Genomic DNA, 20,513 nt, shown 5'->3' with positions numbered 1-20,513 from the left:
TCCGTCGCATAATGCTGTCTTGCAAGGAATGGATAGCCTATGGTGGGCCCATTCTCACCATCCGAAAGCACATCATGTTTGCAAGCCTGTTCCACGTGTTCCGCCTGCTGCTGGCCTGGCTGGCGGTCTACCTCGCCCTGGTCATCACCCTGAACGAGACCTGGCTGGGCCGGGTCGACTTCGATTTCGGCCCCCTCGGCCCGCTGCTCGGCTTCGCCCTGTGCGGCTGGGTGCTGCTGGAAGTGTTTTCGCACATGCGGCGGGTGCGCCTGGTGATTGGCCACCTGGACGCCAGCACCCTGTCGAACCGCCAGCGGCGCCAGATCGAGATCCCGCTCGAAGCGGGCGAGGCCTTCGACATGATCGACGCCGCCATTCGCGAACTGCCCGGCGCCACCGTCGTCGACAGCGCGCGCGACAGCCTGCAGGTGCGGGCCAAGGTCGCGCGCATCGACCCCTATGGCAAGGAAGCATCTCAATTGTGGGGCCTGGAAGTCTTCGGGAATCGGCGCAACCAGATCCTGGCCACGGTGACGCCCAACGGCGATGTGGCCGGCAGCGTCACCCTGATCTGCGAGCCCGAGGCGCCGGCCTGGACCGACTGGTTCCTGGTCGACCACGGCACCAACCTCGAGAACGCCGAGGCCGTGGTGCGGGCCATCGCGCGCCGCATCGCCGAGCGGCGCCGCGCCGAGGCGAATCAGGTGCGCGAGAGCGTGACCGAGAAGGAACTCACGGTGGCGCGCCTGAACCTGCTGCATGCCCAGGTCGAACCGCACTTCTTGTACAACACGCTGGCCAGCGCCCAGGTGCTCACCCGCAGCGACCCGGCGCGCGCCGACGCCATGCTGGGCAACCTGATCCAGTACCTGCGCCACTCGCTGCCGCGCACCGAGGATGCGCCGTCGACGCTGGGCGAAGAGCTCGAGCGGGCGCGCGCCTACCTCGACATCCTGGCCATCCGCATGGGACCGCGCCTGGCGCTACAGGTCGACGTGCCGGACGAGCTGCGCCGGCTGGTGTTCCCGCCGATGATGCTGCAGACCCTGGTCGAGAACGCGATCAAGCACGGGCTGGAGCCCAAGCCCGGCGGCGGCACGGTCTGGATCCTGGCGCGGGCGGTGGGCGGCGAACATGCGCAGGCGGTGGCCGTGACCGTGGCCGACGACGGCCGCGGCTTCTCGAGCGAAGGCGCCGGCACCGGCATTGGCCTGCGCAATGTGCGCGAGCGCCTGCGCCTAGCCTACGGCAATGGCGCCAGCTTCGCCATCGTCGCCAACTTCCCGAGCGGAGTGGCGGCGACCATCACGGTGCCGCTGGCGCTGCAAGGAGCGGGAGGTCGTCATGCCGCCTGATACCGTCACATGCGTGGTCGCCGAAGACGAAGCGCTGCTGCGCGACGAACTGGTCAAATTGCTGCTCGAAGCCTGGCCCGGGCTCGATATCGTCGCCGTGTGCGAGGACGGCGGCAGCGCGCTGGAAGCCATCGAGACCCACCGGCCCGACGTCGCCTTCCTCGATATCCGCATGCCGGGGCTGTCGGGCCTCGAGGTGGCGTCGAATATGCTGGCGGCGGGCCTGCGTACCGAGATCGTGTTCGTCACCGCCTATGACCAATACGCGCTCGATGCCTTCGATCGAGGCGCGGTTGATTACCTGCTCAAGCCCGTGGCGCGCGAGCGCCTGAACGCCACCGTGGCGCGGGTGCGCGAGCGCCTGGCGCGCGGCGGCGTCGACGCCGCCCAACTTGCCGAGCTGCTGGCGCGGCTGCAGGTGGTGGCGCCGCCGGCGCCGCGCACGCAGCCGCTGGTGTGGCTGACGGCCAGCCGCGGCAACGAGACGCGCCTGATCCTGGTCGACGATGTGGCGTATTTTCAGGCCGATTCCAAGTACACGGTGGTGATGACGGCTGAGGGCGAGTCGCTGCTGCGCAAACCCATCCGCGACCTGCTCGAGGTGCTCGACCCGACCATGTTCAAGCAGGTGCACCGCTCGACCATCGTCAACCTGCGCGCAGTGGCCGGCGTGGCGCGCGACGAGAGCGGGCGCGGCACGATCCGGCTCAGGAACCGGCCCGAGACGCTGACTGTCAGTCAGTCGTTCATGGGTCTCTTCCGTAATATGTAGTCAACAATATTGACACGCGCAACGTTATTCACGCCGCCATAGTAAAATCGACATTGTCCGAGGACCCGGCGCCGTTGCCGGGCAGGGCATTGTGAGGGAGGCAACTTGCGTAGCGATATCGTGATCGTGGGTGGCGGCGCCGGCGGACTCGAGCTGGCCTGCAAACTGGGCCGCAAACTGGGCCCATCCAAGGTGACGCTGGTCGACAGCCGCCTTTATCATATCTGGAAGCCGTCGCTGCACGAAGTTGCGGCCGGCACCCTGGACATCCACCAGGAAGGACTGTCGTACGCCATGCTGGCGCACGACAATGGATTCAATTTCGTGCTCGGCCCGATGACGGGACTCGATGCCGCCGGTCAGGCGATCGAGATCGGCGCGGTGCGCGCCGCCAGCGACAATGAAGAAGTGCTGCCCTTGCGGCGCCTGGGCTATGGCTCGCTGGTGATGGCGATCGGCAGCACCTCGAATTATTTCGGCGTCCCGGGCGCCGAAGAGCACTCGATTTCGCTGAACGCGACCGAGGACGCCGAGCGCTTCCGCCTGCGCATGCTGCGCCTGATGCTGGCGGTCGAACAGCAGCGCGAAGAAGGCAAGGAAACCGGCCTGGACGTGGTTATCATCGGCGGCGGCGCCACCGGCGTCGAGCTGGCCGCCGAACTGCGCGAAGCCTCCGGGGCGTACGCGCGTTATGGCTTTGCCCGCATGGACGTCAAGCGCGATGTGCGCATCACCATCCTCGAAGGCGCGCCGCGCATCCTGGCGCCGCTGCCCGAACGGGTGTCGAACGCGGCGCATGACCTGCTCGGCAAGCGCGGCATCAATGTGGTGGCCGACTGCCGCGTTACCGCGATCGAGGCCGACAAGGTCCTCGACGGCAAGGGCAATGTGTATCCGGCCGACCTGTGCGTGTGGGCCGCCGGCATCCGCGCGCCCGAACTTCTGGCCAGCCTGGGACTGCCGACCGCGCGCGGCGGCGGGCTCGACGTCGACGCCAACCTGCGCGTCAAAGGCGTGCCGAATATCTGGGCGCTGGGCGACTGCGCCGTCTGCATCGACGGCAACGGCACGCCGGTGCCGCCGCGCGCCCAGGCCGCGCACCAGCAGGCGGATTATCTGGTGACCGCCTTCCTGCGCATGGACAAGGGCCAGGCGCCGCAAGACACGCCGTATGAATACCGCGACTATGGTTCGCTGGTCTCGGTGGGGCAGAGCACCAGCGTCGGCAGCCTGATGGGTTCGCTGCGCGGCGCCAGCTGGTTCGTGCAGGGCGCGGTGGCGCGCACGATGTACGCCAGCCTGCACCTGATGCACCACCGGGCGGTGATGGGCATTACCCGCACCGCGCTGCTGGCGGTAGCACGCTTCCTGATCCGGCGCAGCACGCCGCTGGTCAAGCTGCATTGAGGGGGTAGGCTGGTGGGCCGTACGTTGCCGCCGGCCGCCTTCCTTCGTCAGCCCCAACACGTCGTTCCCGCGCAGGCGGGAACCTAAGTCTCTCAATGCACCACTTAGAAAAAATTAAGTGGCGGCATATACGACTTGGGTTCCCGCCTCCGCGGGAACGACGTTTTTACGTTAGCGGTTCGTGTTTGCGCCGCAGGCCCCAATAAGACCTGGCCCCGACAAGACGCAGGCCCCGATAAGATCTAGGCCGCCACCTCGCGCGGCAAAGTCATCTGTAACACCGCGCCGCCAGTATCGCTGCGCGTCAGCGTCAAATTGCCGCCCAGGTAGCGCGCGCGCTCGCGCAGCAGGCGCAGGCCGTGGCAGCCCTTCGACGCCGTCTCCAGCGCGTTTTCGCCCGGTCCTACGCCATCGTCGCGCACGGTGAGCATGGTCATCTCACCGTCGTCGTCGAGGATCACGTCCACCCGCGTGGCCTGGGCATGGGCGGCGGCATTGCGCAGGCCTTCCTCGGCGCAGCGCAGCAGCAGCACGCCGTGTTCGCGCGACCAGGCGTCGTCGTCGTCGGGCAGGCTGGCGCGGGCGTTCAGACCGCGTTCGGCGCCGAAGGCGGGCACCAGCTCGGCCAACGCGGCGCGCAGGCCGAGGAACTCGAGCTTGTCGTTCCATAGCTCGATCTGCATCGTGCGGTTGGTTTCGATGATGCCGGCCAGCAGGGTCTTCATCTGGGCCGCGCGTTCGCGCGCCTTGCTGTCGGCCGGCAGGTTCTGGGTCAGCAGGGCCAGGTGCATGGTCAGTGCCGTCATCGACGAGCCCAGGCTGTCGTGCAGCTGGCGCGCCAGCTGGCGACGCTCCTGGTCCCAGCAGTTGGCCAGCCAGGCCAGCATCTCGGTGAGTTCTGCGGTGCGCGCCGCGACCTGGCGTTCGAGCTCCAGGTCGGGGGGCGATGGGGCCGGTTCGGTCATCGTAGGCTCTGTTAAATGTTTCCCAAATCATACAACAGTTGGCAATCCGGCGGCGCGCGTCCTGCGTTGCCAGTCAGCAGACGTTGTACATGCACAGCGTGCGCTCCCGTACAGTCTGCGTGGTGTTAACGGCGCATGCTGCTTATGTGGCCAGCGAGCTACCACTATCAAATAGATCCGGGGGTATTACCATGACGAAAAAAGACAAGCAACAGGACGCCATTGAGCTCCTGACCAGCCAGCACGACGAAGTCAAGGCGCTGTTCAAGCAATTCGACGAACTGGGCGAGCGCGCCACCACCAGCAAGAAGAAGCTGGCGGACGAGATCTGCGAGCAATTGATCATGCACACGCAGATCGAAGAAGAAATCTTCTATCCGGCGCTGCGCTCGGTGTCGAAGGAGATGGAAGACATGCTCGACGAAGCCGTGGTCGAACACGCTTCGGCCAAGGACCTGATCTCGCAGATCCAGGAAATGGAGCCGGGCGACGACCTGTACGACGCCAAGGTCACGGTGTTGGGCGAGTACATCGAGCACCACGTCGAAGAGGAAGAAGAGGAGATGTTCCCGAAAGTGCGCAAGCTCAAGCTCGACCTGGACGCCCTGGGCGCCGAGATGGCGGCGCGCCGCGACGAGCTGCTCGCCACGGCGTAATCGCGCAGCCGCTGCTGTAACTGCAGCGGCTTCAGGCGGCTGCAGTGCCGGCCGGGGCCGGAGCCGCGGCCGCCAGCGCTTCCAGCAGGCGCTCGATCTGCACCGGCTTGACCAGGTGCTGGTCGAAGCCGGCTTCCATCACGCGACGCTGGTCGTCCGGCAGGCCGTAGCCGGTCACGGCGATCAGGCGGATCGTGCGCGTGGCCGGGTCGGCGCGCAGGCGCCGCGCCACCTCATAGCCGTCGATGCCCGGCAGGCCGATGTCGACCAGCGCGGCGTCCGGCCGGCAGGCATGCGCCTGGCCCACACCCTGCAGGCCGTCGGCGGCCTGGTACACCGGGTAGCCATAGGCGGCCAGCATGGTCGCCATCATCTCGCGCCCGTCTTCATTGTCTTCGATCAGCAGCACTGACGGCTTGCCGGTATCGGCAGGCGGCGCCAGCGCCGGCGCGCATGGTTCGCCTGCGCCGGTCGATTGCGCCAGCTCGGCGCATGGAAGACGGATCGTGAAACTGGAGCCGAGTCCGGCGCCGGGGCTGTCGGCGGCCACGCTGCCGCCGTGCAGCTCGACCAGGCGCCGCACCAGCGACAGGCCGATCCCCAGGCCGCCCTGCGAGCGGTCGATCGAGATCGCGCCCTGCACGAACACGTCGAACACCTGTGGCAGTAGTTCGGGCGGGATGCCCACGCCCGAGTCGTGCACGGTGAGTACGACGTCGTCGCCGGTGCGCGCCAGGGCGATGTCGATGGCGCCGCCGCTTGGCGTGTATTTCAGCGCATTGTCCAGCAGGTTCGAGACGATCTGTTCCAGGCGGGTCGGGTCGCCGTCGACCCAGCCCGGGGCCAGCTCGACCGCGATGCGGTAGCCGTCCGTGCGGCCGGTGGCGCGGAAGGTCTCCAGGCAGCCGGCCACCAGCCTGGACAGGTCGGTGGCCTGGCGCGCCAGCAGGATCTTGCCCGACATCGCGCGCGACAGGTCGAGCAGGTCGTCGACGATGCGCGACAGGTGCTGGCTCTGGCGCTGGATGATGGCGCGGGCGCGGGCCACCGTATCGGGCGCGGCGCCGGCCAGGCCAATCAGGCTCGAGGCGCTGGTGATCGCCGACAGCGGATTGCGCAGCTCGTGTCCGAGCATGGCCAGGAACTCGTCCTTGGCGTGGCTTTTTCTCTCGGCGGCGCGCCGCTCTTCCATCTCGCGCACCAGGCGCCGGTTGGTGGCGGTCAGCTCCGAAGCGTGCTGGGACAGCTTCTCGGCCTGGCGCTTGAGTTCCTCGTTCTTCATGGCCAGGGTGACGAATACCGACACCTTGGCATGCAGGATCTGCGGAATGACCGGGGTGAACAGGAAGTCGGCGGCGCCGCGCTGGTAAGCCTTGAGGCGATCGATCTCGTCGGCCAGGAAGGCGGTGACGAAGATGATCGGGATGTCGGCCGAGCGGGTGCGCTGGTGGATCGCCTCGGCAGTCTCGAAGCCGTCCATGCCTGGCATGTTCACATCGAGCAGGATCACGGCGAAATCGTGCAGCAGCACCTGGCGCAAGGCTTCCTGGCCGGAGCGGGCCGACAGCACGGTGTAATTGCCCTCATCGGCACGACCGTCGAGCAGGCTGGTGAGCGCGAGCAGGCTGGCGGGGTCGTCATTGACCACCAGGATCTTGGGTTTATCGCTGTTCGCCACGAGGGATTCCGTCAACATTGCTGTGCTCGCCCGACTAAGGATTCTAAACTTATAGTTATGTTCGAGTAAATACCATGCAAAACGCGCCATCATAGCATGTGACATAAGTGCCACTTGGCAAATAAATCAATCGTGCGGCCTGTAGCGATGTTCGGTGCCGCACATACGTCGGCACAGTGCTATGCCATAGTGGAATCGAACCGGTTCGCTGGCGGACGGGACGCCTACAAGAAAGGACATAACATGAATATCGACACCATTGTAAATGAACAATTCCACGGTAAAACTTTCCGCGAGCTGAGCGATGCGCCGTTATCGGCGCTGCGCGGCATCGGCGAGCAACAGGCCGCTGCACTGGCCGACACGCTGGGCGTGAAGACGATTGGCGACCTGGCGAACTTGGAGGTCATCCGGTACGCCATCGCCATCAAGGCGCTGTCTGGCTGCGAAGGCCTGTCCAACAAGGAAAAGGCCGAGGAAACGCTGCTCGACGACGCGGTCGAAATGACCTTCCCGGCCAGCGATCCGATCTCGGTCGATGCCGGCATCACCCGCATCGAGGTGGCGCCGGACATGGTCGACGCGGGCCATGACCACCAGCATGCGCAGTCGATCGAAGAAAAGAGCAAGATTCGCGAGTGCCCGGTGGACGAGAAACGCTGAGATTTTCGTTAATTGGCATTAGCGGGCGGGCCACGCGGCAAAAGTTGCGTGGCCTGTTTGTTTTGCAGGTTTGTTGGGCTGCAGGATGGCGGGGGCTGGAGTGGTGCTGGATGAGGAGCTTGGGTTCCCGCCTGCGCGGGAACGACGTGCTGTTGTACGTGGCCGAAGTCGGATAGGTCGACCTATCCAGCCCCGGATTTAACGTGGTTCCCGCGAAGGCGGGAACCTAAGTGTGCACGTAAAGTGAGGAAAAAGCACCGCTCAGCGATGCTGCGCTGCCAGCTCCACCGGTGCTGCAGTAGAAGTCGCCTGGCTCGGCGCGGCCGAGGTCTTGGCCGCCGCCTGGCGGTTCGCCGCCGGCGAACAGAAACGGTTCTTGCCGGCGCGCTTGGCTTCGTACAGCGCGTAGTCGGCGATATTGATCAGCGCATCGACCGATTCGGCGTCGTCCGGATAGATGCTGATGCCGATCGAGGTCGACAGCCGCAAGGTGAGGTCGTTGATGAAGAAGGGCTCGGACAGCGCCTCGACCAGTTTCGAGGCCGGTCCCTGGGCGTCGGCCAGGCTATGGATATCGCCCAGCACGACCATGAATTCGTCGCCGCCGAGGCGCGCCACGGTATCTTCCTTGCGCGAGCTCGACAGCAGGCGCTGGGAGACCATTTTGAGGATGTCGTCGCCGTAGGCATGGCCGTAGGTGTCGTTGATCGCCTTGAAGCCATCCAGGTCGAGGTACATGACGGCTGCCTTGGCATGGCTGCGGTTGGCGTGCTGCAGGGCGGTTTCGATGCGGTCTTCCAGCAGGCGCCGGTTGGGCAGGCCGGTGAGGGCGTCGTGCAGGGCCAGCTCCTGCTGCGCCTTGGAATACTGGGCCAGTTCCTTGTACAGCAGCCGCACCTCGAGCATATTGTGGATGCGCTTGTGCACTTCGAGCAGGTCGAAGGGCTTGCTGATGAAGTCGCGGGCGCCGGCTTCGAGCGCGGCGATCTTGAAGCTCGGCTGGGCGGTCAGGGCCAGCACCGGCAGGTAGCCGCCTTGCTCGATCTCCTTGAGCCCCTTCATCACCTGGAAGCCGTTCAGACCCGGCATCTGCAGGTCGAGCAGGATCAGGTCGTAGTTGTGCTCGCGGTGGAGCGGGCAGACCTGTTCTGGCAGCATGGTCGAGCTGACACAGGTGTAGCCTTCCTCACGCAATATCTCTTCCATCAATTCGATATTGTCGGGCGAATCGTCCACTACCAGGATTTTCGCGTTCAAAATGTCTTGTCTGCTCGGCATGCTTTTTCTCGTCTATTCGTATGGAGCGGATTCCCTTCTGGGTGGAATCGGGCTTGAACCCATCACTACTTAGTCTAGCAAACAGCTCAAAATTTCTTGTAGGACAGCGCCGCGTGAGCGGGTAGGAACATGAACGACCGGCCGACAACGGCTACATTTCATTGGCTATACCTCATTGGCCGCCTGTCAACGGCCCGCCGTGCGGGTTCCTCCGTTCACCAGCGGCGACGTGGCGGGCAGGGTCACCATGCCGATCGCGGCCATCAGCTCGGTCTGTTCGACCGGCTTCGAGACATGGGCCGAAAAGCCCGCTTCCAGCGCCTTGAGCCGGTCTTCGGAACGGGCGAAGGCGGTCAGGGCGATGGCGGCGACCTGTCCGCCCGCCTCGCGCGGCAGCGCCCGCACCCAGGACAGCAGTTCCAGGCCGTCGACCTCGGGCATGCCGAGGTCGCTGATCAGGAGGTCGGGCGGCGCGGCCTGCAGCATCTCGAAGGCCTCGCGCGCACTCGCGGCCAGGCGCACGCTGGCCTGGCAATCGGCCAGGATGCGGGCGATCAGCTCGCGCGCATCGCGGTCGTCGTCGACCACCAGCACCGAGGTGCCGCGCAGATCGCGAATCGCGCCCTCGGCCGCCTGGGCGGCAAGGCCGGCGTCGGCGGACTGCGCCGGCGACTCGCGGATCATCCGGGCGCGGGCCGAGTCGATGGAGCGCGGCGGCGTCTTGGCCACCGGCAGCTCGATGGTGAAGCTGGCGCCCTGGCCGACCCCGGCGCTCTCGGCGCGCACCGTGCCGCCATGCTGCTCGACCAGGTGCTTGACGATCGACAGGCCCAGGCCCAGGCCGCCGTGGGTGCGCGTCATCGAGGCGTCGGCCTGGCGGAAGCGCTCGAACACATGGGTGATGAATTCGGGACCGATGCCGGCGCCGTTGTCGCGGATCGTGATCGCGACCTGTTCCTCCCGCTTGCCGACCTCGATCGTCACCAGCCCGTCGCGCGGGGTGAACTTGATCGCATTCGACAGCAGGTTCCAGATCACCTGCTGCAAGCGGCCCGGGTCGCCCGCCACTGGGGGCACGTCCGCACCGTAATGGCGCTCGATGCGGATGCCCTTGGCGTCGGCCGCCGGGCGCACGGTCTCGATGGCGGCGTCGATGAAGCTGGCCGGCGCCACGGTCTGCATGTCGAGCAGCACCTTGCCCGAGGTGATGCGGCTCATGTCGAGCAGGTCTTCGATCAGCTGGGCCTGGGCGCGCGCATTGCGCTCGATGGTAGACAGGCCGCGCTGCAGGTCGGCGCCGTCGCGGCTGCCGCGGCGCAGCACCTGCGACCAGCCCAGGATCGCCGACAAGGGCGTCCTCAGCTCGTGCGACAGGGTGGCCAGGAATTCGTCCTTCATCTGGCTGGTGCGCTCGGCCTCGGCGCGCGCCTCGCGCTCGTTCTCGAGCAGCACCTTGCGCTCCTCAGCGGCGCGGCTGGCCGCTTCCACCAGGCGGATATTGTCGACCGCGATCGCGGCCTGGGCCGCGATGCCGCTGACGATGCGCTCGCTGCGTTCGGTGAACACGCCGGGCTCGGGATGGCCGAAGAACATCGTGCCGAGCAGCTCGCCCGAGCGCGCCGTGACCGGCACCGACAGGTAGCTGCGCACCCGCGGATGGCCGGCAGGCAGGCCGAATTGCGGCGCCTTGGCGGCGTGTTGCGGATCGTGGCCGAGGTCGCCGATGCGCACCAGGCCGTCGGCGCGCAAGCCGGGGCCGAACAGGGCGCTGGCGCCGGGCGCGGCGAAATCCTGGAACTCGGCCGAGGTGGCGCCCGACAGCGTGTACAGCGAGAACAGCGTGCCCGCGCCTTGCTCGCCATAGTGGAAGAAGGCGCCGAAGCGGGCGCCGCAGACGCCGGCGGCGGCGTCGGTGGCGGCCTGCATCAGCGAGCGCAGGTCGCGGGTCGATGCGAGGATGCTGCCGGTGCTGTTGAGCAGTTCGAGCACGTGCGATTCTTCGCGCAGCGCCTGCTCGGCGCGTTTGACCTGGTCGACGTCGGTATTGGTGCCGAACCAGCGCACCACGCGGCCGTCGCGGTCGTGCACCGCCTCGACCCGGGTGAGGAACCAGCGGAAGTTGCCGTCGGCGCCGCGGATCGGGAATTCCATCTCGAACGGCGAGCCGGTGCGCACCGATTCGTCCCAGTGCTCGAGCACGGCCGGCAGCACCGCCGGGTCGTACACCGCTTTCCAGCCCCAGCCGGTCGATTCGCTCTGGGTGATGCCGGTGTATTCGTACCAGCGCTGGTTGAACCAGACGATGGCGCCGGTCGGGTCGGCCATCCAGGCCAGCTGCGGGATGGTGTTGGCCAGCGCGCGCAGTTCTTCCTCGCTCTGGCGCAGGTGGTCGTCGGCTTCGCGCCGCGCGCTGATGTCCTGGGCCATGCCGGTCATGCCCAGCACGCCGCCGCCCTGGGCCGGGCTGGCATGGTCGGGGCGGCCGACCAGGGCCACGCAGCGCGCGGCTGGCTGGCCGCTTGGCGCGCCGCCGGCATGGCCGTCGCGCGGCAGCAGGCGGCATTCGAGGTCGAGGTCCTTGCCCTGGGAGAAGGCTTCGAGCACGGCGCGCCGCACCCGCGGCCGGTCTTCCTGGGCCAGGCGGGCGCGCAGCAGCGGCCATTCGAGCGCCACGCCTTCGGGCAGGCCGAGGATCTCGGCCGCGCGCGCACCGAAGGTGACGCGGTCGCTGGCCGCGTCCCAGCGCCAGTCGCCCAGGCGGCCGGCCGCGATGGCGAGCTGCAGCCGGTTATTGTTGTCGATCAGGGCTTGCTGGTCGAGCTTGCGCGCGGTGATGTCCTGGAAGTACAGGGTCAGGCCGTCGGGCGAAGGATAGACCCGCATGTCGAGCCAGCACTGCAGGCGGCGGTAGAAGAATTCCTTGTTGACGGTGATCCGCTCCTCCATCGCGCGCCGGCAGTCGGCGGCGACCGAGGTGCCGTGCAGGTCTTCGAATTCATCCCACAGCCGGCGCCCGACCAGGCTGTCGCGGCTCTTGTTGAGCGGCGCCACCATCTGCAGCGCGCGGCCGTTGATATAGGTGATGTTCCAGTCACGATCGACCGCGCAAAAGCCGTCGGTAAGGCTTTCGAGCATGTTTTCCATGCGTTCGGTGGCGCGCTGCAGCTCTTGCCGGGCGGCGGCCAGGTCTTGCTTGGACACGTGGCACGGGGTGCTGCTGGAATGGTCGGAGGGATTGTTCATGCCGGGGTTGCGGAACGCCCGAGACCGGGCAGGATGTGTTTCATTGTAGACCAGACAAGCCGGTCTGACACACACGCTTGGAACCTGCCGGGGCAGGTTCTCGGGGCGCGCTCGAACCGGTCCGCTTCAGCCGCCCGCTTCAGCCGCCCTTGCCGGGCCGGTGCGCCACCTTCGACAGCGCATCCTGCAACTGGTCGATCTCGTAGGGCTTCTGCAGCGACTGGTAAGGGAAGGACAGGTGGCGCAGCAGGGTGTCGCCATAGCCCGAGGCAAAGATGACGCGCAGCGACGGATCGTCCGCGATCGCGCGGGTGGCCAGGTCGACGCCCGACATGCCGGGCAGGCTGACGTCGGAGAACAGCACATCGTAGCGCTGGCGCGCGAGCAGGGCCAGGGCGTCGTCCGGATGGGCGACGCCGTCGGCTTCGTGGCCGAAGGCCTTGAGCATCTCGCACACCAGGTACTGGGAGTCGACGTTGTCTTCGACCACCAGGATGCGCATGGCGCCGCCGCCGGTGTCTTCCTGCTGCGGCGCCGCAGTAGCCGGGGCCAGCGCCACCAGTACGCCGCGCACGGCGCCGGTCTCGTCGCGCACCGGGGTCAGGCGCAGGTCGAAGCGCGACTCCTGGCTGCCGTCGAGACGGCGGAAGGTGAGGGAGGTGTCCTGTACCACGCCGGCCTCGCCGCGCCAGGCGGCCTCGAGCGTCTTGCCGGCCGCTGCCAGCGGAGGCGGCAGCACCGGCGGCACCGAACCGCCGGGAACCCGGCCGTAGCCGGGGCCGGCCAACAGCGCATACGACTCATTGAACACCGTGATCGTCTCCGTGCCCCAGACCAGCAGGGTAGGCACAGGAGAATTGAGGAGCAGGTCGCTGGCGAGCCGCAGTGGCAGCGGCCAGTGGGCGGCATCGCCCAGCGCGGTCGCCGACCAGTCGTAGGATGCGGTGCTCCGGGCGGAGGTGTCGAGGTCGGGCATGGGCTGGCTTGTTGTAAAAACGAAAATATGGCGGGCATCCTACACCAAAAGGCCGCGGGATGCTTTGACAAGCGTGCGCGAGCGCACAGATTGATTTTGTAACTAACCAACATCAACGCAGCTGACATGCGATTGAGGCCGCTGTTGCGGCCACTAGCAAGCAGGGGAGGCGGCCGAGCAAAAAAAAGCCCGCATCGTGAGAGGCGGGCTGAATCTATTTCCTAGGAGGAGAATAGAGGAGACAGGTGAATGATGCTGCATTGCGTCAAATCAGTCCAATTTATATTTCCAATACCAGTCATAGCCTTTATAAATATCCCTCAGGGAATGTCAAGTGCGCACTGTAGCGTGTGCGCACTTGGTGCGTGCGCGAAAATGTTCTAGGATGGCAACTATGTCATCTTCTACGTTGCTCGCCCGCGCCGGTATCGCGCTGCTGTCCTGCGCCTGTGCGGTGCAGGCGCATGCGCGGCCGCTCGATCCGCCGGCGGGGCAAGCCGTACTGCTCGCCGATTATTCCCTTGAAGAACTGTCCGACATCGTGGTGACCTCGGTGTCGCGCCAGGACGAGCTGCTCGCGCGCGCGCCGGCATCGGTCTATGTGATCCAGGGCGCCGAGATCGCCCGTTCCGGCGCCACCACCTTGCCCGAAGCGCTGCGCCTGGCGCCGAACCTGCAGGTGGCGCGTATCGGCGCCGGGTCGTATGCGATCAGCGCGCGCGGCTTCCTGTCGCCGCTGGCCAACAAGCTATTAGTGATGGTCGATGGCCGCAGCGTGTATTCGCCGCTGTTTTCCGGCGTGTTCTGGGAAATGCAGGACGTGGCGCTGGAAGACGTCGAGCGCATCGAAGTGATCAGCGGCCCGGGCGGCACGGCCTGGGGCACGAATGCCGTCAACGGCGTCATCAACGTCATCACCCGCAGCGCCGCCAAGACCCATGGCGGCCTGGCGACGGCGCATGCCGGCGCCGGAGAAAAGGGGGCGAGCGTGCGCTATGGCGGGCAGCTCGAGGGCGGGCCGCACTGGCGCGCCTATGCGCGGGGCATGGACGTCGACGGGCTCGCGCTCGACGCAGGCGGGCCGGATGCCGGCGGCATGGGGCGCCAGCAGGCGGGTTTCCGCCTCGACTGGGAGGCCGATGCCCTTGATGCCACGTTCAGCGGCGACGTCCACGACGGCCGCCTGCGGGCCGGCGGCGACCAGTCGCGCACCGAAACCTCGGGCGCCAACCTGCTGGGACGGGTCGAGCATCGATTGGACGAGAATCAGAGCGTGCGCCTGCAGGCCTGGATCGATCATGCGCGGCGTGACCAGCAGGGCGTCGGTGCGCAGCGCCTGGACACCTTCGACGTCGAGGCCCAGCACCTGCTGCGCCTGGACGGCCACAACCTGGCCTGGGGCGGCGGCTATCGCTACAGCCGCGACCGGATCGACAACGGGCCCTTGCTGCGCTTTACGCCGGCGCGCCGCAGCCTGCGCTGGTCGCACCTGTTCGTCCAGGATGAAGTCAGCCTGGCGCGGGACGTGCGCGCCAGCGCCGGCGTGCGCATCGAACACAATGTATATACCGGCAGCGAGGTGTTGCCCAGCCTGCGCCTGGCATGGGACGTCGATGCGCGCTCGATGCTGTGGGCGGCGCTGTCGCGCACGGTGCGCGCGCCGTCGCGCATCGACCGCGACTTCTACGTGATCGACCCGCTCGATCCCAACGCCTACCTGGTCGGGGGCGGCGCGGACGTGGTGTCGGAGACGGCGCGCGTGGCCGAGCTGGGCTACCGCGCCCAGCCCCTGCCTTCGCTGTCGTGGTCGGCCACCGCCTTCTATACGGATTTCGAACGCCTGCGCACGCTGGAACGGACCGCCGCGGGCGCCAATCCGCCAGCGGCCTATGTCCTGCAAAGCCTGGGCAAGGGCGCGCTGCGCGGCGTCGAGCTGTGGGCCAGCTGGCAGGCTGCGCGCGGCTGGCGCCTGCATGCGGGAACGGTGCTGCAGGACGTGGATGTCGGGCGCGAGCCGACCAGCCGCGACAGCACCGGCCTGAGTTTTCTTGCTGGTAACGATCCGCGCGTGACCTGGACTCTGCGCAGCGCGCACGAACTGGGTGCGCGCCTGCGGGCCGATCTGGCGCTCCGTTACGTCGCGGATATGCCGCAGGCTGCCCTGCCAAGCTATCATGAGCTCGACGCGCGGTTGGCGTGGCAGGTAAGCCCCGATCTCGAGATCGCCCTTGTCGGGCGTAACCTGCTGCACCGACGCCACGCCGAATACGGCGCGGCCGGCAGCCGCCAGCTGATCGAGCGAACAGTGTTCGCCAGCGCGGCGCTGCGTTTTTGACTGGCCAATGGATTCCATGACAATCACTCAACCCGAACGCCCGCAGCGCCGCCTGGCATGCCGGGCCCTGGCGCTGCCCCTGCTGCTGGCCGGCGTCGGCGCGCCCCTGCTGCCGGTGGCCGCGCAGGCCGCGGCGCCGGCGCTCGAGCGGCGCGTGAAGGCGGCTTTCCTGTATAAATTCCTCGGTTACGCCGATTTTCCGCCGCAGGCCTTCGCCGACGCCGCCACGCCCTTCACCCTGGGCGTGTTCGGCGCCGACGACATGGCGGCCGAGCTGACGCGGATCGCCACCGGGCGCATGGTGGCGGGACGCACGATCGTCGTGCGCGCGCTGCGCGAGCAAGAGCTGGCCCAGCCGGCGCACCTGCTGTTCGTGGCCGGCCAGGACGAGGCGCGCACGGCGCGCCTGCTGCGCGGCTCGCCGGCCTGGCTGACCGTGAGCGAATGCGAAGGCTGCCTGCAGCACGGCAGCGTGATCAATTTTACGATCGTCGATGAGCGCGTCCGTTTCGACGTCTCGCTCGATGCGGCGGAAAAGAAGAATATGAAGCTCAGTTCGCGCCTGCTGACGGTCGCGAACCGCGTGCAGAAAGGAGCCTCATGATGCCGATGCACGATACCGGTTCCGTCCGGAGCAAATTGATTTTGATGGCGGTTGCGACCACCGTGGTGGCCCTGCTCACCGCCGGCGTGGCGATGTTGCTGCTCGACCTGCGCACCTTCCAGCGCTACTGGATCGACGACCTCACCACCCAGGCCGACATCGTCGCCAGCGTGACCGCGCCCGCGGTCTCGTTCAACGATACGGCCGACGTCACCCAGAGCCTGACCCTGCTGCGCGTGCGTCCGCAGATCGTGGCGGCGGCGGTCTACACCGCCAACGGCACCCGCTTCGCCACCTATGTGCGGCCCGACGTGCGCGCCCAGCTGCCCGAGCGCCCGGAGCCGGCCGGCTACCGCATCGAACGCGGCGAAGTCGTGCTGTACCGCGACATCGTCGAGAACGGCGAGCGGATCGGCACCGTCTACCTGCGTTCGCGCTACGGCGTGCTGGACCGGGCCCTGAGCTATGGCGCCATCCTGGGCGGCGTGCTGCTGGGCGCCCTGGTGATCGCGGCCCTGGTGGCGTCGCGGCTGCAGGCCTCGATCACGCGCCCGCTGGAGGCGGTCACCGACGTCGCCCGTCAGGTGATGCTGCGCCGTGACTTCTCGCTGCGCGTGCCGGGCAAGGAGAAAGGCGAGATCGGCGTGCTGGTCGAAGCGTTCAACGACATGCTGGCCGAGATCGGCCGCCGCTCGGATGCGCTGCAGGCGGCCAACCGCACGCTCGAACACGAGATGGAAGTGCGCCAGCGCGCCGAAGGCGCCCTGATCGTGGCCGACCGCCGCAAGGACGAATTCCTGGCCACCCTGGCGCATGAGCTGCGCAACCCGCTGGCGCCGATCCGCACCGGCCTGGACATCCTGCGCATCCGCAGCGGCGACGCCCAGGCCACCCAGCGCGCCACCGACATCATGGAACGGCAGCTGCGCCAGATGGTGCGCCTGGTGGACGACCTGCTGGATGTCTCGCGCATCAATACCGGCAAGTTCACCATCAAGATGGGTCGCGTTGAGCTCAAGGCCGTCGTCAACGACGCGCTGGAGGTGGTGCGTTCGTATATCGAGCTGCACGGGCACGAGCTGGTGCTGGAGCTGCCGGACCGTCCGGTGTTCCTGCATGGCGACGCCACGCGCCTGGCGCAAATCCTGTCGAACCTCCTGAACAACGCCGCCAAGTACACCAACCGCGGCGGCAAGGTGATGCTCAGGGGCGCGGTGGAGGACAAGACCCTGGTGCTGGAAGTGGCCGACACCGGCATCGGCCTGGCGCCGGACATGCTCGATTCGGTGTTCGAGATGTTCGTGCAGGTCGACTCGACCCTGGAACGCAGCAACGCCGGCCTGGGCGTGGGCCTGTCGCTGGCGCGCAAGCTGGTCGAGCTGCACGGCGGCACCATTACCGCCCTCAGTGAAGGCCTGGGCCTGGGCAGCCGCTTCCTGGTGCGCCTGCCGATCGTGGTCGAACCCGAGCCGCCGACCAAGCCGACCCCGGCCGCCTTCATCAGCACCGAGAGCTACCGCATCCTGCTGGCCGACGACAACGTCGACTTCGTCAACAGCATCGGCGCCTTGCTCACCGCGATGGGCCACAGCGTGGTGATCACCCACAACGGTCCGGACGCGCTGGCCGCGGCGGCGCGCTTCTGCCCGGACTATGCCTTCCTCGACATCGGCCTGCCGCATATGTCGGGCTACGACCTGGCGCGCGGCATCCGCAAGCTGCCGAGCGGCGCCCTGACAGTGCTGATCGCGGTGACCGGCTGGGGCCAGGAAAAAGACCGCCAGCTGGCCTTCGAGGCCGGTTTCGACCACCATATGGTCAAGCCGGTGCGCTTCGAGCAGATCGAGGAAATCCTGGGCACGCGCAGCGTCGTCAAGAAGCTGCGGACATAGGAGGGCAGTGCATCGCAGTGTAGGGCACATGAAAACGGAAGCGCTGAATGCGCTTCCGTTTTTTTACGTGCGTCAGGCTGGCGGAGGCGTCAGTCGTGCTTCGCGCGGCGGCGGTGGGCCAGGAATCCCAGCACACCCAGGCCGCCCAGCATCATCCCATAGGTGCCGGGCTCGGGCACCGGCGCCAGCGCCACCGCGCCGCCGAAGCTGGCGCCGTCGGCCGACAGCAGTTCGCCGCTCACCTGCAGGTAATAGTCGCCGGCCCCCAGGTTGTCGCTGGCGAGTGACCACAGATCGATGGCGCCGGCTTGCACTTCCTCTCCCGCGGTGATGAGTACGTCGTCGGCGCCGTACAGGGCCAGGCCGGTGATGTCCAGGCCGACGTCGCCGCTGCGGCTGCTCGAGGCGACCACGGCGTCCAGGTTGTGGCCGATCGTGCTCGCGATCGTGAAGGTGAATTGGTCGGCGAAGGTGTTGCCCGCGTTCCCGGCGGCGAAGGTGTCGCCGAAATAGGCGGTCAGATCGACCAGGTCCAGCGCCTGCGGCGATTCACCGATGACGTCCTGCGCCATCACGGCGGAAGAACCGAACGATGACGCGCCAGCCAGCACCATTGCAGCAATGAGAGATCGTTTCATGTCTGTCCTCGCTAATAGTCAGCCGCGACCTGCAGCCTTGGTTGAGAGTTCGGAACTTCATGCTAACAAAAGAGCAAATAAATGCATCTCCGGCGATAGTGTGCTTATGGAACAAGAAATTTGTTCTCAGGGCTAACTATTTGCTGGCGCGATAGCGATCGAACGCGCCGTCATAGGAGAGCGCAGCTATCCTGCGTTGTAGAGCAGAAAATACCAGCCGTTTGCTAGACATATGTAAGCGAAGTCCTACGCAAACTATTGGAGCTCTCTGGCGTAGAGGCCGTTGACGGAACGCGTACCCGGCTGAACAGCGCGAAAGGGATGAGCGCCAATAGCTCTGGCGCATTGCTGCGAGCGGAAAAGAAAAATGGCTCAGAATTTCTTCTGAGCCATTCTCTTTGAAACAGTTGGTGCGGCTGGCAGGAATCGAACCCACGACCCCTTGGTTCGTAGCCAAGTACTCTATCCAGCTGAGCTACAGCCGCCCGAGGCACGCATTATAGCAGCATGTGGTGAGTTGGTAAAGTCGTGTGGGCTGAGGGCGGGCGGGGTGGCGTTTCCGATCTGCGAATCGTCACGTCCTGGTCGGAAAAGAAAAATGGCTCAGAATTTCTTCTGAGCCATTCTCTTTAAAACAGTTGGTGCGGCTGGCAGGAATCGAACCCACGACCCCTTGGTTCGTAGCCAAGTACTCTATCCAGCTGAGCTACAGCCGCCCGAGGCACGCATTATAACGGCATGCGAAGAATTGGCAAAGTGCTGACCATATTGCCTGGCATGCGATCCTGCTTGCTCGACAATTCTGCTGGCCTGCGCCTGAAAGAAAAATGGCTCAGAATTTTTTCTGAGCCATTCTCTTTGAAACAGTTGGTGCGGCTGGCAGGAATCGAACCCACGACCCCTTGGTTCGTAGCCAAGTACTCTATCCAGCTGAGCTACAGCCGCCCGAGGCACGCATTATAGCGATGCTTGTTCTTCTTGGCAAAGGGTTATCGGGAAAATTTATTCGCAAGTGACTGCTTCAGTGCGTCGATGACCGCCTGATCGTTAGGATTGCACAACACCACCGGCAAATCCGCCTGTGGGACCAGGTGCACGGCCTGGCTTTCCCATCCCATCAGCGCTGGATTGCCGCCGACCCGGCGCGCCAGGTAGTAGCGGGTATAGGTCAGCGTGCGTACGCTGTCGACCAGGTGGGCAAGGATCTGGACCCGCAGGCCGGATTCCTCGAACGCTTCGCGGATCGCCGTGGCTTGCAGGCTGACTCCAGGATCGACCCGGCCCTTGGGAAAGGTCGCGTCATAGCCGCCGAAGCGATTCGATGGCGACACAGCCCACATGCGGCCATCGTCTTCCACGATCACGACGCCGGCGGCCGGGGATTTCGACGGCGGCAGGTCGAACGTCGGTTCGGCGACATTGGCCTGTCCCGCGACCTCGCCCCATGCCGTATTCGTGGCGGGCGCGTCGATCCACGGCGCGAACGGCACGCCGTTCAGCATCGGGGGTAGGGCGCCGAGCGGGATGACGGTTGCGACCCGCGCCGGGTCGCGCCAGGTGTCGGGCGCGGTCGGCAGCGAAGGTCGGGCAATCAGCACGGGTTTGCCGTGCTCGTCGGGTTGGGGATGGTGGACGGCGGCGTCGGTCATGGCAAGGATGGCTGAAGCAAAAATGCAGGCCCAAAGCAATAAGGGCACTTCTTGCGAAGTGCCCTTATCTGAAGAAGGTTGGTGCGGCTGGCAGGAATCGAACCCACGACCCCTTGGTTCGTAGCCAAGTACTCTATCCAGCTGAGCTACAGCCGCCCAATGCAGGCATTATAGCGGGAGGTGGGCGTCTTGGCAAAGGTTCATTGCCGATCAGGGCATCGTGACCGGATCGCGTACCGCAGCGCCAAAGGAAAAGGGCCAGATCTTGCGATCTGGCCCTTCGTATTTTCTGGTGCGGCTGGCAGGAATCGAACCCACGACCCCTTGGTTCGTAGCCAAGTACTCTATCCAGCTGAGCTACAGCCGCCCGAAGCACGCATTATAGCAGCGGGCTGTCGTTTC

15 protein-coding genes and 5 tRNA genes are annotated in these 20,513 nt (G+C 66.2%); 8 read left to right on the top strand and 12 right to left on the bottom strand.

Features of this window, described 5'->3' with window-relative positions:
- The first annotated feature begins 74 nt into the window (after positions 1-74).
- The 3 genes from AC3A6F_RS16425 to AC3A6F_RS16415 all read left to right on the top strand — a co-directional run bounded on the left by AC3A6F_RS16425 (position 75) and on the right by AC3A6F_RS16415 (position 3,534).
- The gene (locus AC3A6F_RS16425; RefSeq protein ID WP_487682540.1) at positions 75-1,355 is read left to right on the top strand and encodes a sensor histidine kinase; all 1,281 of its coding nucleotides are present in this window, start codon (positions 75-77) and stop codon (positions 1,353-1,355) included.
- A complete protein-coding gene (locus AC3A6F_RS16420) occupies positions 1,345-2,127 on the top strand; it encodes a LytR/AlgR family response regulator transcription factor (protein WP_487682538.1) in 783 nt (260 codons plus the stop codon). Before AC3A6F_RS16425 ends, AC3A6F_RS16420 begins: the two co-directional genes overlap by 11 nt.
- A 105-nt stretch (positions 2,128-2,232) precedes the next feature.
- Positions 2,233-3,534, top strand: coding sequence for an NAD(P)/FAD-dependent oxidoreductase (locus tag AC3A6F_RS16415; RefSeq protein ID WP_487682536.1), 1,302 nt, complete (start codon positions 2,233-2,235; stop codon positions 3,532-3,534).
- Positions 3,535-3,776: 242 nt separating this feature from the next.
- On the opposite strand, the gene AC3A6F_RS16410 is transcribed toward AC3A6F_RS16415, so the two are convergent.
- Positions 3,777-4,499 (bottom strand): sensor histidine kinase, encoded by a 723-nt coding sequence (locus AC3A6F_RS16410; RefSeq protein WP_487682534.1) that lies wholly within the window; start codon positions 4,497-4,499, stop codon positions 3,777-3,779.
- 191 nt (positions 4,500-4,690) lie between these two features.
- Here AC3A6F_RS16410 and AC3A6F_RS16405 point away from each other — a divergent pair, with 191 nt between their 5' ends.
- Positions 4,691-5,155 carry a hemerythrin domain-containing protein gene (locus AC3A6F_RS16405; protein ID WP_487682532.1) on the top strand — a complete coding sequence of 155 codons (465 nt, stop codon included), beginning with the start codon at positions 4,691-4,693 and terminating at the stop codon, positions 5,153-5,155.
- Positions 5,156-5,186: 31 nt separating this feature from the next.
- Here AC3A6F_RS16405 and AC3A6F_RS16400 read toward each other — a convergent pair whose 3' ends face one another.
- Positions 5,187-6,851, bottom strand: a complete 1,665-nt coding sequence (locus AC3A6F_RS16400; RefSeq protein ID WP_487682530.1) for a response regulator — start codon at positions 6,849-6,851, stop codon at positions 5,187-5,189.
- 225 nt (positions 6,852-7,076) lie between these two features.
- On the opposite strand from AC3A6F_RS16400, the gene AC3A6F_RS16395 reads away from it, so the two are divergent.
- Entirely contained in the window at positions 7,077-7,496 is a 420-nt protein-coding gene (locus AC3A6F_RS16395) for a hypothetical protein (RefSeq protein ID WP_487682528.1), read from the top strand.
- A 261-nt stretch (positions 7,497-7,757) separates the two neighbouring features.
- Here the strand turns inward: AC3A6F_RS16395 and AC3A6F_RS16390 are convergent, their stop codons facing one another.
- The 3 genes from AC3A6F_RS16390 to AC3A6F_RS16380 form a co-directional block, all read right to left on the bottom strand.
- A complete protein-coding gene (locus AC3A6F_RS16390; protein ID WP_487682526.1) occupies positions 7,758-8,774 on the bottom strand; it encodes a response regulator in 1,017 nt (338 codons plus the stop codon).
- Positions 8,775-8,960: 186 nt separating this feature from the next.
- Positions 8,961-12,017 carry an ATP-binding protein gene (locus AC3A6F_RS16385; RefSeq protein ID WP_487682524.1) on the bottom strand — a complete coding sequence of 1,019 codons (3,057 nt, stop codon included), beginning with the start codon at positions 12,015-12,017 and terminating at the stop codon, positions 8,961-8,963.
- A gap of 139 nt (positions 12,018-12,156) precedes the next feature.
- Positions 12,157-12,993 (bottom strand): response regulator, encoded by an 837-nt coding sequence (locus AC3A6F_RS16380; RefSeq protein WP_487682522.1) that lies wholly within the window; start codon positions 12,991-12,993, stop codon positions 12,157-12,159.
- Between the two features lie 394 nt (positions 12,994-13,387).
- Here AC3A6F_RS16380 and AC3A6F_RS16375 point away from each other — a divergent pair, with 394 nt between their 5' ends.
- The 3 genes from AC3A6F_RS16375 to AC3A6F_RS16365 are packed head-to-tail and all read left to right on the top strand — an operon-like array spanning position 13,388 to position 17,824.
- Positions 13,388-15,328 (top strand): TOL_0244 family TonB-dependent receptor, encoded by a 1,941-nt coding sequence (locus tag AC3A6F_RS16375; RefSeq protein WP_487682520.1) that lies wholly within the window; start codon positions 13,388-13,390, stop codon positions 15,326-15,328.
- Positions 15,329-15,344: 16 nt separating this feature from the next.
- A complete protein-coding gene (locus AC3A6F_RS16370) occupies positions 15,345-15,932 on the top strand; it encodes a TOL_0243 family YfiR-like periplasmic protein (protein ID WP_487682518.1) in 588 nt (195 codons plus the stop codon).
- On the top strand, positions 15,929-17,824 hold the full coding sequence (locus AC3A6F_RS16365; RefSeq protein WP_487682516.1) for a sensor histidine kinase, YfiR-like protein-associated: 1,896 nt from the start codon (positions 15,929-15,931) through the stop codon (positions 17,822-17,824). Before AC3A6F_RS16370 ends, AC3A6F_RS16365 begins: the two co-directional genes overlap by 4 nt.
- Positions 17,825-17,913: 89 nt before the next feature.
- On the opposite strand, the gene AC3A6F_RS16360 is transcribed toward AC3A6F_RS16365, so the two are convergent.
- The 7 genes from AC3A6F_RS16360 to AC3A6F_RS16330 form a co-directional block, all read right to left on the bottom strand.
- Positions 17,914-18,462, bottom strand: coding sequence for an FxDxF family PEP-CTERM protein (locus tag AC3A6F_RS16360; protein WP_487682514.1), 549 nt, complete (start codon positions 18,460-18,462; stop codon positions 17,914-17,916).
- Between the two features lie 408 nt (positions 18,463-18,870).
- A tRNA-Arg gene (locus AC3A6F_RS16355) sits at positions 18,871-18,947 on the bottom strand.
- A gap of 154 nt (positions 18,948-19,101) precedes the next feature.
- Positions 19,102-19,178, bottom strand: a tRNA-Arg gene (locus AC3A6F_RS16350).
- 152 nt (positions 19,179-19,330) lie between these two features.
- A tRNA-Arg gene (locus AC3A6F_RS16345) sits at positions 19,331-19,407 on the bottom strand.
- Positions 19,408-19,451: 44 nt separating this feature from the next.
- Positions 19,452-20,111 carry an NUDIX hydrolase gene (locus AC3A6F_RS16340; RefSeq protein ID WP_487682512.1) on the bottom strand — a complete coding sequence of 220 codons (660 nt, stop codon included), beginning with the start codon at positions 20,109-20,111 and terminating at the stop codon, positions 19,452-19,454.
- A gap of 79 nt (positions 20,112-20,190) precedes the next feature.
- Positions 20,191-20,267: transfer RNA gene (locus AC3A6F_RS16335), tRNA-Arg, on the bottom strand.
- A 134-nt stretch (positions 20,268-20,401) separates the two neighbouring features.
- Positions 20,402-20,478, bottom strand: a tRNA-Arg gene (locus AC3A6F_RS16330).
- Positions 20,479-20,513 lie beyond the last annotated feature (35 nt).

The organism is Massilia sp. Soil_C_3 (assembly GCF_057657035.1).
This window is presented reverse-complemented; position numbering and strand designations above follow the sequence as displayed.